Below are 12616 nucleotides of genomic sequence, written 5' to 3' on the forward strand. Positions count from 1 at the left end.
CTCACGTGGGTCCCTTCGTGGTGGGAGTCGTAGGACTCGTCGGGCTGTCGTCGTGCGGTGCGGAGAGCCGGCCGGCCGGGCCGCCCGGAGCGGAGTCCGGGGCGAACCACGGCAGGGTCGGAGTCGGGTCGGGCTCGGGCCCGGGGGTGCGGGAGCGGGGCGGCCGCAGCGCCATGGGGAGGGTGAGTCGCCGGTGGCGGGCACCGCCCGGCCGGCGCGGCCGCACCCGGTCCACGACGGCCATCCCGACGCGGAAGACCGCGGCCGGGACGACCAGACACAGCAGGATCCAGAACAGCGTCACGCCCCAGGGGCGGCCCACGCCCCACGGCTGCTCGGCCAGGACCTTGCCGTCGTACCGGAGGGAGACGGTGTAGTCGCCGTGCGCCCCGGCCGACAGTTCGACGGGCAGCTTGATCTGCGCCTTCTTCCCGGGGGCGAGGGTGCCGCGCCACTGCTGCTCGTCCCACTGGGGCGCGAAGACGCCGTGCGCGGTGCCGACGCGGAAGACCGGGTTCTTGATCTCGGTGGAGCCGACGTTGCCCGCGGTGAAGACGAGGGTGCGGCCCGGGGGCGCGCCGAACCAGGTGAGCACGCCGCTGGAGCCGGTCAGCCGGGTGTCGGAGAGGATCGACAGCCGGCCGCCGGAGGGCTCGGCGGGCAGCGGGGCGACGGGATGCCCGGCGACCTGGAGCACGGCGTCCGCCTCCGCCTTCGCACCGGTCACCGTGGCGACGTGCACCACGCAGGGGCACGGCACGGGCGGCTCGGCGACCGGCAGCTTCCTGGTGAAGGAGCCGTCGGCGTCGGTGGTCACGGCCCGGCCGTCGCCGTTGGCGCAGGAGTTGGTGCCGCCGATCACGCCCCGGGACGGGGTGGACCGGCCGCAGATCAGCATCATCAGCAGCGTGTGCGGCCGCCAGCCGCTCCCGCTGACGGTGACCGAACCACCCGTGCCCGCCTGGGACGTGGACAGCTCCACGACGGGCCCGTCCGCCGCGGCCACGGGGACGGAGAACGGCAGCAGGAGCAGCGCGAGCACCACCGCCAGCACGGATGTCCGGGCCCCTTTCCTCTTTGCCTCCGGGGCGCCACAGCCGGTGTCGAGAGGGCGACCGTGCTCAGCCCATCGGGCCTCCGCGCGCTCGCCCTCTCGACACCGTCGCGCCCCTTCGGCTGTGCCGCTCACGTCACTGCTCCCGTCAACTCGACTTCCGTATCCGTGTGTTCGCCGTCCTCTGCGGTACTCCTACGACGCCTGCCGCGCCGTACGGCCACCAGCGCACCCGCCGACACCAGCGCCCCGAGGACCCCGGTCACCGCGCCCCAGGGCACGAACCGGGCCGAGGTGTGCGTGGTGTCGTGGGCGCCGCCCGCCGCCGTGACCGTCAGCCGTACGTCGACGTGGTCCAGCGCGGGCATGTCGGGCCACGGTTCGCTGAGGGTGCGGCGGGACGCCGGGGGCAGGTGGACCGGCAGGGTGCGTGCGGGACGGTCCAGCACTGGGCCGAAGAGGCCGTCCGCGTGGACCGCGAGTTTCGGTACGAGGGTGGTCGTACCGCGGTTGACCAGCTCGTACGTGATCCGGTCGCCGTGCACCGCCACCTGTTCGACGGTCAGCGCGGACAGCGCCGGGCCGCCCACGCGCAGCCGGAGCGCCACGGCCGCCGTACGGCCGTCCGCGTCCCGGGCCGTGATGGTGCCGGAGCGGTCGCCGGGTGCGGCACCGGTCGGCACGGTCACCGTGAACGGCACCTCGGCGCGGGTGCGCGCGGGGACGCGCAGCCCGCTCCGGGCGAACGCGATCCGCATGCCGGCGCCGCGGAGTTCGACGGTGAGCGGCTTCCGGCCGCGGTTGGTCACGGACACCGTGTCCTGCAGGACCGTTCCGGGGGCGCCCTCGGCGTAGAAGGAGGGGCGTCCGGTGCCGGCGGGCGCGAGGGACCAGGCTGCCGCGGCTTCCGCGTGCGGTGCGGAGGCCAGCAGCAGGAACAGGGCGAGGCCGAGGACACGGGCGGCGGCGGACGGCATGGGCGGCTCCAGCGGTCGGAGGCTGCGGTTCAGCGGCGTGCGGCTGGTTCAGCGGCGCGTGGCCGGGTTCCGCCGGGTCAGCCACAACGCGCCCGCCGCGCCCGCGAGGAGAACCGTTCCGCCGAGAGTGCCGAGGGCGACGGCGGAGTCCTCGGGGCCGGTCTGCGGGAGCTGCCCGCCGGAGCCGCCCGACGACGAGGACGAGGAGGACGACGATCCGCCGGCCGCCGTCACGTCCAGCGTCAGGGACGGCTTGGGGCTGTTGGTGGGGGTGCAGGTCGTCGTCGTACCGAGCGCCTTGATGGTGAGCGTGCCCGCCGTGAAGGTGACCTTGCCGGTCTTCTCCGGTGTGTAGGTGCCGCTCAAGTCGCTGATCTTGATGGGCGTGTTGGCGGGTATCGCGGCCGCGTTGGCCGGTCCGGTGACGGCGAGGGTGCCGCTGTCGGCGCCGCCGAGGTCGATGGTGGCGTTCGGCTTCATCGCCCCCTTGCCCAGCTCGACCGGACTGGAGGAGACGCCCTTCTGCCAGGACATGGTGATCTTGTAGCTGTTGCCGCTCTTGACGCCCTTGATGTCGATGGGCGAGACGGCGCTCTTGTCGCCGATCGGCGTCTTGCAGTGGTAGTTGACGTCCACGACGTCGGCGTGGGCCGCCGGCGCGGCCAGCAGCACCGCCGCGCCGGCCAGGGCCGCGGCGGACACGAGCGCGGCGGTTCGTTGCGGGTACGACACGGTCGGTCCACCCCATTCATTCCTGACGGCATATCAGATTCGGCCGTCAAGGTACGCCGGGGGCCTTGAGGAGGGAAGACGCAGCACACGGAGGATTTGTGATGATGCGAAGCGCCCCGTAGGGGCGCGGGGAACTGCGCGACCAGCCACACACGACCCGCAGCTCACACACCGCCGCGGTGCTGCGGCCCTCCAAGCGGAGCGTTTACGCGCCCAGTTCTGCCCAAACGGTTTTGCCCGAGCGGCCCGGCGTGCGGACGACGCCCCAGTCCAGGCACAGCCGCTGCACGATGAACATGCCGTGGCCGCCGGGGCGGCCGGCACGGTGCGGGGTGCGGGGTGCCGGCTGGCCGGCGCCGCGGTCGGCCACCTCCACCCGGATCACCTTGTCGTCGCGGGCGAGGAGCAGCTCCTCCGGGCCCTCGGCGTGCAGGCAGGCGTTGGTGACCAGCTCGGACACGACGAGCAGGACGTCCTCGGCGGCGGCCCGCCGGTCGGCGGAGGCGGCCGGCAGCCAGCCCCACGCGTACAGCGCCTGGCGGGCGAAGTCACGAGCGAGCGGGACGACCCCGCTCGCGCCGTCCAGGCGCAGCCTGCGGACCTGCCGCCCCGGGGTCTCCGGTGGGGTTTCCCGCACACCCTCGGACGACACGGACGGCGCGGCTGCCCCCGTGGACGCGCCGTCCTCCGGCGCACCCCCCTCGGACGCCCCGGAAACGCCGCTCGGCTCCGGGCCGCGGTCGCCCGGCGAGTAAGGCCGGGTGGTGCTCATCAGCGCTTCACCTCACCGGTTCACCAGTACACGATTCAAAAGCACACGACTCAATAGCTCATACGTCACGCCGGGGCCGTTTCGCCGGTTCCCCGAGCGGTCCGCCCCCCGGCGGCCGACGCGTTCAGCATTCTCCTGCCCGGCGGATCCGGGAGAACACCCCCGTTCTGGGCATGACGCGCGCCACGCCGGGCCACGACCCCACGGGGGGGGGCGGCCGGGGCGCGGGTCTCAGTCGGCCTCGCCGGCCAGCGCCGCCTCCAGGGAGTCATGGACGGTGAAGACCGCCCCCGCTCCCGTGATCTCGAACACCCGGGCGACCACCGGGAGCATCCCGGCCAGGTGCACTCCGCCACCGGCGGCCTCCGCCTTCAGCCGGGCTCCGAGCAATACGTTCAGGCCGGTGGAGTCACAGAACTCCAGCCGTGAGCAGTCCACCACGAGGCGTGAGAACCCTTTGCCCAGAAGGTCGTCGAGCGGCTCGCGCAGGAGATCGGCGGTGTGGTGATCGAGCTCACCCGCCGGTGCCACTACGGCACTGGAGCCCACTTCGCGCACCTCCACCAGAAGCCGGCCCGACTGTGCGCTGCCGACCATCCCGTGGTCCATGCCGTCTCTCTCCCGAGGTCGTGGCTGCTACTGACGCCCTCGAACACTACGCCTTCCTCACACTCTCCGACACCCGAACAACCTCACATAGTAGGACAGATCACTACAGAACGTACTTGCGATCGACTCACGAAAGCAGGTAGGGCTAGTAGGGACACGCATCCCTACACGCCGGCCTCGGAGGCGCCGCACACCGCAGTGCACGTATTGGCTTCGGCAGCCATATGCCGAGAACGACGGAGGACACCCATGTCACCCCGGCTCGACGAATCGCCTACCCGTATCGCGACGTCGACACCCCCACGGGAACAACTGGATCATCCCCTCGATCCCGTCGACACCCACGACCCCCTCGCGGGGCTCCCGGAGATCCCGCCCTTCGACGAGGTCGACCCCGTCAACGCGCGGGCCCTGTCCAAGACCCTCTTCGAGCGGCTGGCGTCGCTGGAGGAAGGCACGCACGAGTACGCGTACGTCCGCAACACGCTCGTCGAACTGAACCTCGCGCTCGTCAAGTTCGCGGCCTCCCGCTTCCGCTCCCGCAGCGAACCGATGGAGGACATCGTCCAGGTCGGCACCATCGGCCTGATCAAGGCGATCGACCGCTTCGAGCTCACCCGCGGTGTGGAGTTCCCCACCTTCGCGATGCCGACCATCATCGGCGAGATCAAGCGCTTCTTCCGCGACACCTCGTGGTCCGTGCGCGTACCGCGCCGGCTGCAGGAGCTGCGCCTCGACCTGGCCAAGGCCGGGGACGAACTGGCCCAGAAGCTGGACCGCGCCCCCACGGTCGGGGAACTCGCCGAGCGGCTCGGCCTGTCCGACGACGAGGTCGTCGAGGGCATGGCCGCCTCGAACGCCTACACCGCCTCCTCCCTGGACGCACAGCCCGAGGAGGACGACTCCGAGGGCGCGCTCGCGGACCGCATCGGGTACGAGGACCACGGACTCGAAGGCATCGAGTACGTAGAGTCACTGAAGCCCCTGATCGCCGAACTCCCGCCCCGGGACCGGAAGATCCTCTCCCTGCGCTTCGTCGCGGGCATGACCCAGTCGGAGATCGGCGAGGAACTGGGCATCTCCCAGATGCACGTCTCCCGCCTGCTGTCGCGGACCCTGGTGCGGCTGCGCAGGGGGCTGACCCTGGAGGAGTGACCCTCCGTCACCCGTGGGAAGCGGTCCGGCCGACGACGCCGGGCCGCTTCGCCGTGTTCGATCACCCGAACCGTTATGTGGTTACCCCGGGAAACGTCTTTTCCGAACCGCACCCCTCCACCACGATGGGCCCCCACAACTGACAGGTATGTCAAAGGTCTCGGGGGAACGGAGTGTGCGGGATGGCTCAGGGCGGCGACCGGGCCGAAGCGGGCGCGGAACACGCGGACGCACCGGACGCGCGGCTGACGGAACTGCTGCGCGCCCCTACTCCGACGGCCTACCCGGCACTGCAGGAGCTGCGCCGCCGGCACCACCCGGCGGTCCTCGCCTACGCCCGGCTGTGCACCGCGAGCGAGTCCGCCGCACGCCGGCTGGCGGCGGAGGCCATCACCACGGCGGCCCGTGAGACGGCCCGCGGCCGGGAACCGAGTGTCCCGCTGCGCCACCGGCTCCTGCTCCTCACCGCGCAACTGGCGGCGGGCTGGGCGGCCGACGAACGCTCCGCGGGGGTGGACCCGGCCCTGCTCCTGGTCCTGAACTCCAGTGGCCTGCCCGACGGTCCGACCCCTCCCCTCCTCCCGGCGTTCCAGGCGCTCCCGTCCCGCACCCAGGGCCTGATCTGGTACGGCGTCCTCGAAGCGGAACCCGTGGAGCGCACCGCGGCCTTCCTCGGTCTGAGCCGCGCGGACGTGGCCCACTGCACCCAGCCGGCTCTCAAGTCCCTGGCCGAGGCGTGCCTGAGACACCGTCTGGCCGCGTCCGACGACCCGCGCTGCGCCGACTTCCGCCGGCTGATCGAGGAGGCGGTACGGCAGGACGGTCCCCGCCGCAGTCCCGACCTGGACGCCCACCGGGCCCACTGCCCGTACTGTGCGGCCGCGTTCGAGGACCTGACCGCACTGCGGGACGCCCCGAGGCAGACTCTGGCGGAGGGCCTGCTGCCGTGGAACGGGATGTCGTACATCCGCCCCGACCAGCCCCTCCTCGCCCCCGAACCGCCTGCCACCCAGGCCGGTTGGCCATCCCGGCGCCGCTACCTGCTGGCCTCGGCGGCCCTGGGCGTGGCCCTGTTCCCGCTGTTGGTGTTCCTGCTGTCCCCGCCGGGCGACTCCGGCCGGCAGACGGTGGCCGCCACGCCCGCACCCCCACCGGTGACGGTGACGGCGACGGTCTCGCTGACCCCGTCCCCCTCGCCGACCCCGACCCCGGCCCGCACCACCAAGTCCCCGTCCCCGAAGCGGTCCTCGCACCGGCCGACCCCGTCGCCACGCCCCAGCCGCACCCCGAGTCCGTCCCCCACGCCCTCGTTCTCGCCCCCGGGCAGCACCTACGCCCAGGTGGTGAACCTCGCCACGGGCCGCTGTCTCGACATCCGCGACGGCGACCTCTCCCAGGGCAACGACGTCATCACGGCCCGCTGCTCCTCGTCCCCCACCCAGCGCTGGCGCCTCGACACCTACCTGGGTGTCCTCCGCTCGGCCGCCGACTCCGACTTCTGCCTGGACAGCCGCGGCTCGACCGACCGCGGCGTGGGCATCTGGGGCTGCGACTCGGTCTACGGCTCCAACGGCCAGAACCTCCGCTTCACCGTCGACCCCGACGGCACGATCCGCCCGGCGATCGCCATCGAGACGGCGGTGACGCCGGAGGGGTGGGGCGACGTGGGGCTGGATCCGTTGGACGGGGGGTCGGAACAGCGGTGGCGGGCGGGGGCCGCCTGAGAGCGACCCCCGCCCGCGCACTCACAGGACCTGCTCGCCCCTGCGCCAGACCCCGCTGACCAGCGGCACACCCGGCCGGTACGCCAGGTGGACGTGGCTCGGGGCGTCCAGGAGCGTCAGGTCCGCGTACGCGCCCGGGGTGAGCCGGCCGATGTCCGTGCGGCGGAGGGCCGCAGCGCCGCCCGCGGTGGCCGACCAGACCGCCTCGTCGGGGGTCATCCGCATGTCGCGGACGGCCAAGGCGATGCAGAAGGGCACGGACGAGGTGAAGGACGAGCCCGGGTTGCAGTCCGTGGAGAGGGCGACCGTCACGCCCGCGTCCAGGAGGCGGCGGGCGTCCGGCCACTCGGCACGGGTGGAGAACTCGGCGCCCGGCAGGAGGGTGGCGACCGTGTTGCCGTTCGCGAGGGCGTCGACGTCCGCGTCCGTGAGGTGGGTGCAGTGGTCGGCGCTCGCCGCGTCCAGTTCGACGGCCAGCTGGACGCCGGGGCCGTAGGAGAGCTGGTTGGCATGGACGCGGGGGTGCAGCCCCCTGGCCTTGCCCGCGGTCAGGATCGTGCGGGCCTGGTCGCCGTCGAAGGCGCCCTTCTCGCAGAAGACGTCGATCCAGCGGGCATGGGGCGCGCAGGCGTCCAGCATCTCGCCGGTGACCAGGGCGACGTAGGCCGCCGGGTCGTCGGCGTAGTCCGGGGAGACGATGTGGGCGCCGAGGTAGGTCACCTCGTCGGTGTGCCGGGCCGCGATGGCGAGGGCGCGGGACTCGTCCTCGACCGTGAGGCCGTAGCCCGACTTCGTCTCGAAGGTGGTGGTGCCCTGGCGGAGCGCCTCGTCCAGGTAGCGGGTGAGGTTCGCCTCCAGTTCCGCGTCGGTCGCGGCGCGGGTGGCCGCGACCGTGGTGCGGATGCCGCCCGCAGTGTAGGAGCGGCCGGACATGCGGGCGTTGAACTCCTGCGTGCGGTCGCCGGCGAAGACCAGGTGGGAGTGGGAGTCCACGAAGCCCGGCAGCACCGCCCGGCCGCCCGCGTCGACCCGGTTGTCAGTGGCGGGTGCTTTGCTGGATTCACCGGTCCACGCGACACGGTCGCCGTCGATGACGACGGCCGCGTCCTGGATCAGGCCCAAGGGAGACCCGTCACCAAGGGAGGGGTCGTTGGTGACCAGCGTGGCGATGTTGGTGATGACGGTGCTGCTGCTCATGGTGTCCTCAGGGGTGGCCGGGTGGGGTTCGGCGGGTTCGGCGGGTTCGGCGGGTTGGGCGGTGGTCAGCCGCGCAGGGCGTCGATCGCTTCCGCGAGTGCCGACGGCACGTCGGGCACGAGCGCGTGCACACCGTCCCGTACGACCTGGCGGCCGCCCACGATCGTGTGCCGTACGTCCGCCGCGCTCGCCGCGAATACGGCCGTCTCGGCGCCCAGCCTGGGCAGCGGTCCGGCCGTCCTGACCGAGTCCAGGGCGATCGTCGTCAGGTCGGCGAGCGCACCGGGCTCGATGGTGCCGGCGTCCGTCCAGCCGAGGGCCGCGTGGCCGTCGGCGGTGGCGGCCCGCAGTAGCGCCGAGGCGGTCCAGTGGCCCCGGGTGCGGGTGCGCAGCCGCTCGTTCAGCTCCATCGCGCGTGCCTCTTCGAGCAGGTCGATGACGGCGTGGCTGTCGGAGCCGAGGGAGAGCGGGGAGCCCGCCCGCTGCAGGGCGACGGCGGGGCCGATGCCGTCCGCCAGGTCGCGCTCGGTCGTCGGGCACATGCAGGTGCCGGTGCCGGAGTCACCGAGCAGCGCGATGTCCTCGTCGGTGAGGTGGGTGTTGTGCACACCGGTGGTGCGCGGCCCGAGGACGCCGTGGTCGGCGAGCAGCCGGGTGGGGGTGCAGCCGTGCGCGGCCTGGCAGGCGTCGTTCTCCGCCGTCTGCTCGGACAGGTGCACGTGCAGCGGGGCCCGCCGCTCCTGCGCCCACCGCGCCACGGTCGCCAACTGGTCCGCGGGCACGGCCCGTACGGAGTGAATCGCCGCCCCGATCCGCGCGTGGTCCCGCTCCTTGAGAACTGCACAGCGTTCGGCCCAGGCCTCCGCGTCGCCGTCGGAGAAGCGCCGCTGGTGCGCGTCGGGTTCCGCGCCGAAGCCGGAGGAGAGGTAGGCGGTGTCCAGCAGGGTGATGCGGATTCCGGCCTCGGCGGCCGCCGCGATCAGCGCCTCGCCCATGGCGTTGGGGTCGGCGTAGGGCCTGCCGCCGGGGGCGTGGTGCACGTAGTGGAACTCGCCGACACAGGTGACGCCGGCCAGGGCCATCTCGGCGTACACCGCGCGGGCGAGGGCGTGGTAGGTCTCCGGGGTCAGGTGGTCGGCGACGGAGTACATCACCTCGCGCCAGGTCCAGAAGGTGCCGGAACCGACCTGGACCGTGCCGCGCAGCGCCCGGTGGAAGGCGTGCGAGTGGGCGTTGGCCAGGCCGGGGAGGGTCAGCCCGCGCAGGATCTCGGCGCCGGGCGGCGGGGTGTCGACGCCCGTGCGGACGTCGGTGATGCGGCCGTCCGACCCCGCGGCGGAGCCGCTGGTCGACACGGTCAGGCCCACGCCCGGCTCGACGTTGGTGTCGAGCCAGGCGTGCTCCAGCCAGTACGTCCGTGTGGTCACGTGCAGGCCAGCCCTTCCAGTACGTCGGCGAGCGCGCTCACCCCGGCCACGCAGTCGTCCTCGGCCGCGAACTCGGCCGGGGAGTGCGAGACGCCGGTGGGGTTGCGCACGAACAGCATGGCGGTCGGAATGCGCCCGGAGAGGATTCCGGCGTCGTGTCCGGCACCGGTCCCGAGGACGGGCACCTTCAGACCGGTGTCCCTGCCCAGGATGCGGCCGAGTTCGTCCCGGAGCGCGTGGTCGAACTCGACCACCGGGGTGAAGGACTCCCGGACGACGTCGAGGTCGATGCCGTGGGCGTCCGCGTACTCCCGGGCGGCCTTCTCGATGCCGCCGACGACCGTGTCCAGGGTCTGCTGGTCGGCGGCGCGGGAGTCGAGCCAGCCGCGCACCAGGGAGGGGATGGCGTTGACGCCGTTCGGCTCGACGGAGATCTTGCCGAAGGTGGCGACGGCACCGGCGAGTTCGGCCTCCCGGCGGGCGGCCAGCACGGTCTCGGCGTACGACAGCATCGGGTCGCGCCGGTCGACCAGCCGGGTGGTGCCGGCGTGGTTGGCCTCGCCGCGGAAGTCGAAGCGCCAGCGGCCGTGCGGCCAGATGGCACTGGCGACGCCGACCCGGTCGCCGGACAGGTCCAGCGCGCGGCCCTGCTCGACGTGCAGTTCGACGAAGGCGCCGATACGGGCCAGCCGCTCCGGGTCGGCCCCGATGCCGTCGGGGTCGTACCCGGCGGCCTCCATGGCCTTGGGGAGGCTGACCCCGTCGCCGTCGGTGAGCCGGTGGGCCTGCTCGACGGTCAGCTCCCCGGCGGTGAGCCGGGAGCCGACACAGGCCAGCCCGAACCGGGCACCCTCCTCGTCACCGAAGTTGACGAGGGCGAGGGGCTTGGCGAACCGCACGTTCCTGCTGCGCAGCTCGTCCAGGGCGGCGAAGGAGGAGACGACCCCGAGAGGCCCGTCGAAGGCGCCGCCGTCCGGCACCGAGTCCAGATGCGACCCGGTGACGACGGCGTCCCCGGCGGCCGGATCCCCGAGCCAGGCCCACTGGTTCCCGTTCCGGTCGACCTCGTAGGCCAGCCCCCGCGCCTCGGCCTGCTCCTGGAACCAGGCCCGGCACTCGGCGTCGGCACCGGTCCAGGCGTAGCGCCGGTAGCCGCCGGAGGCGGAGCTGCGGCCGATCGGCAGCAGCTCCGCCCACATGCTGTGGAAGGTCACGCCTGGTCACCCTCGCGCATGGGCACCCGGACCCCGCGCTCCTGCGCGACCGACTCCGCGATGTCGTACCCGGCGTCCACGTGCCGGATGACACCCATACCGGGGTCGTTGGTGAGGACGCGCCGGATCTTCTCGCCGGCCAGCTTCGTGCCGTCGGCCACCGTGACCTGGCCGGCGTGGATGGAGCGGCCCATGCCCACGCCGCCGCCGTGGTGGATGGACACCCACGACGCACCGGAGGCCACGTTGACCATGGCGTTCAGCAGCGGCCAGTCGGCGATCGCGTCGGAGCCGTCGAGCATGGCCTCGGTCTCGCGGTACGGGGAGGCGACGGAGCCGCAGTCGAGGTGGTCGCGGCCGATGGCCAGCGGAGCCGCCAGCTCGCCGGAGGCCACCATGTCGTTGAAGCGCTCGCCGGCCTTGTCGCGCTCACCGTAGCCGAGCCAGCAGATACGGGCGGGCAGGCCCTGGAAGTGGACGCGCTCGCCGGCCATCTTGATCCAGCGGTGCAGGGACTCGTTCTCCGGGAAGAGCTCCAGCATCGCCTTGTCGGTCTTGGCGATGTCCGAGGCCTCGCCGGACAGGGCGGCCCAGCGGAAGGGGCCCTTGCCCTCGCAGAACAGCGGGCGGATGTAGGCGGGGACGAAGCCGGGGAAGGCGAACGCGCGGTCGTAGCCGGCCAGCTGGGCCTCGCCGCGGATGGAGTTGCCGTAGTCGAAGACCTCGGCGCCGGCGTCCATGAAGCCGACCATCGCCTCGACGTGCTTCGCCATCGCCTCACGGGCCCGCGTGGTGAAGCCGGCCGGGTCCTTGGCGGCGGCGTCGGCCATGTCCTCGAAGGCCACGCCGACCGGCAGGTAGGACAGCGGGTCGTGGGCGGAGGTCTGGTCGGTGACGATGTCGATCGGGGCGTTCATCGCGAGCAGCTGCGGGACCAGCTCGGCGGCGTTGCCGAGGACACCGATGGAGAGCGGCTTGCGCTGGTCACGGGCCTCGGTGGCCAGCTGGAGCGCGTGGTCGAGGTTGTCGGCCCTGACGTCCAGGTAGCGGTGCTCGATGCGGCGCTCGATGGCGCGCGGGTCGCAGTCGATGCAGATGGCAACGCCGTCGTTCATGGTCACGGCGAGCGGCTGGGCGCCGCCCATGCCGCCGAGGCCGGCGGTGAGGGTGATGGTCCCGGCGAGGGTGCCGTTGAACTTCTTCGCGGCGACGGCGGCGAAGGTCTCGTAGGTGCCCTGCAGGATGCCCTGGGTGCCGATGTAGATCCAGGAACCGGCGGTCATCTGACCGTACATGGTCAGGCCGAGGGCCTCCAGACGGCGGAACTCCTCCCAGTTGGCCCAGTCGCCGACCAGGTTGGAGTTGGCGATGAGGACACGCGGGGCCCACTCGTGGGTCTGCATGACGCCGACCGGGCGGCCGGACTGGACCAGCATGGTCTCGTCCTGCTTCAGGGTCCTCAGCGTGCGCACCATCGCGTCGAAGGAGCGCCAGTCACGGGCGGCCTTGCCGGTGCCGCCGTAGACGACAAGCTTGTCGGGGTGCTCGGCGACCTCGGGGTCGAGGTTGTTCTGCAGCATCCGCAGAGCGGCTTCCTGCTGCCATCCCAGGGCGCTCAGTTCCGTGCCGCGCGGTGCTCGTACGGGGCGGGGTCCCGACATCGTCTGCCTCCTCCTGTTGCTATCTCTATTCACATCCTGACTTCCTGAATAGAACTAGTCAATACATTGGCGGCACCCCGTCCGCGCGTCGTGG

The 12616-nt window shown here is 72.6% G+C and carries 11 protein-coding genes; 2 read left to right on the forward strand and 9 right to left on the reverse strand.

Features of this window, described 5'->3' with window-relative positions; translation table 11 throughout:
* Position 1: 1 nt before the first annotated feature.
* From ACIRVH_RS29545 to ACIRVH_RS29565, 5 genes are all read right to left on the reverse strand, one after another.
* A complete protein-coding gene (locus tag ACIRVH_RS29545) occupies positions 2 to 1054 on the reverse strand; it encodes a hypothetical protein (protein ID WP_403959233.1) in 1053 nt (350 codons plus the stop codon).
* Between the two features lie 131 nt (positions 1055 to 1185).
* Positions 1186 to 2031: a hypothetical protein gene (locus tag ACIRVH_RS29550; RefSeq protein ID WP_403959235.1), complete on the reverse strand. Its 846-nt coding sequence runs from the start codon at positions 2029 to 2031 to the stop codon at positions 1186 to 1188.
* Positions 2032 to 2079: 48 nt separating this feature from the next.
* A complete protein-coding gene (locus ACIRVH_RS29555) occupies positions 2080 to 2763 on the reverse strand; it encodes an LPXTG cell wall anchor domain-containing protein (RefSeq protein ID WP_403959238.1) in 684 nt (227 codons plus the stop codon).
* Between the two features lie 205 nt (positions 2764 to 2968).
* Positions 2969 to 3535 (reverse strand): ATP-binding protein, encoded by a 567-nt coding sequence (locus tag ACIRVH_RS29560; RefSeq protein WP_403959241.1) that lies wholly within the window; start codon positions 3533 to 3535, stop codon positions 2969 to 2971.
* A 231-nt stretch (positions 3536 to 3766) separates the two neighbouring features.
* A complete protein-coding gene (locus tag ACIRVH_RS29565; RefSeq protein ID WP_403959243.1) occupies positions 3767 to 4144 on the reverse strand; it encodes an STAS domain-containing protein in 378 nt (125 codons plus the stop codon).
* 249 nt (positions 4145 to 4393) lie between these two features.
* On the opposite strand from ACIRVH_RS29565, the gene ACIRVH_RS29570 reads away from it, so the two are divergent.
* Together ACIRVH_RS29570 and ACIRVH_RS29575 are read left to right on the forward strand one after the other, a co-directional pair.
* Positions 4394 to 5299: an RNA polymerase sigma factor SigF gene (locus tag ACIRVH_RS29570; protein WP_403959245.1), complete on the forward strand. Its 906-nt coding sequence runs from the start codon at positions 4394 to 4396 to the stop codon at positions 5297 to 5299.
* 182 nt (positions 5300 to 5481) lie between these two features.
* Positions 5482 to 7023 (forward strand): ricin-type beta-trefoil lectin domain protein, encoded by a 1542-nt coding sequence (locus tag ACIRVH_RS29575; protein WP_403959248.1) that lies wholly within the window; start codon positions 5482 to 5484, stop codon positions 7021 to 7023.
* Between the two features lie 21 nt (positions 7024 to 7044).
* Here ACIRVH_RS29575 and hutI read toward each other — a convergent pair whose 3' ends face one another.
* From hutI to hutU, 4 genes are all read right to left on the reverse strand, one after another.
* Entirely contained in the window at positions 7045 to 8220 is a 1176-nt protein-coding gene (hutI, locus tag ACIRVH_RS29580; protein WP_403959250.1) for an imidazolonepropionase, read from the reverse strand.
* A 65-nt stretch (positions 8221 to 8285) separates the two neighbouring features.
* Positions 8286 to 9647 (reverse strand): formimidoylglutamate deiminase, encoded by a 1362-nt coding sequence (locus ACIRVH_RS29585; RefSeq protein ID WP_403959253.1) that lies wholly within the window; start codon positions 9645 to 9647, stop codon positions 8286 to 8288.
* Entirely contained in the window at positions 9644 to 10861 is a 1218-nt protein-coding gene (locus ACIRVH_RS29590; protein ID WP_403959256.1) for an allantoate amidohydrolase, read from the reverse strand. The genes ACIRVH_RS29585 and ACIRVH_RS29590 overlap by 4 nt, the downstream gene beginning before the upstream one ends.
* Positions 10858 to 12522: a urocanate hydratase gene (hutU, locus tag ACIRVH_RS29595; protein ID WP_403959258.1), complete on the reverse strand. Its 1665-nt coding sequence runs from the start codon at positions 12520 to 12522 to the stop codon at positions 10858 to 10860. Before hutU ends, ACIRVH_RS29590 begins: the two co-directional genes overlap by 4 nt.
* Positions 12523 to 12616 lie beyond the last annotated feature (94 nt).

Source organism: Streptomyces sp. NPDC101165 (genome assembly GCF_044768135.1).
In the GTDB taxonomy this organism is placed as follows: domain Bacteria; phylum Actinomycetota; class Actinomycetes; order Streptomycetales; family Streptomycetaceae; genus Streptomyces.

Coding starts and splice junctions, on each gene's coding strand:
- ACIRVH_RS29550 (WP_403959235.1), bottom strand. CDS start 2,031: ATGCCGTCCGCCGCCGCCCGTGTCCTCGGCCTCGCCCTGTTCCTGCTG.
- ACIRVH_RS29560 (WP_403959241.1), bottom strand. CDS start 3,535: ATGAGCACCACCCGGCCTTACTCGCCGGGCGACCGCGGCCCGGAGCCG.
- ACIRVH_RS29565 (WP_403959243.1), bottom strand. CDS start 4,144: ATGGACCACGGGATGGTCGGCAGCGCACAGTCGGGCCGGCTTCTGGTG.
- ACIRVH_RS29570 (WP_403959245.1), top strand. CDS start 4,394: ATGTCACCCCGGCTCGACGAATCGCCTACCCGTATCGCGACGTCGACA.
- ACIRVH_RS29575 (WP_403959248.1), top strand. CDS start 5,482: ATGGCTCAGGGCGGCGACCGGGCCGAAGCGGGCGCGGAACACGCGGAC.
- hutI (WP_403959250.1), bottom strand. CDS start 8,220: ATGAGCAGCAGCACCGTCATCACCAACATCGCCACGCTGGTCACCAAC.
- hutU (WP_403959258.1), bottom strand. CDS start 12,522: ATGTCGGGACCCCGCCCCGTACGAGCACCGCGCGGCACGGAACTGAGC.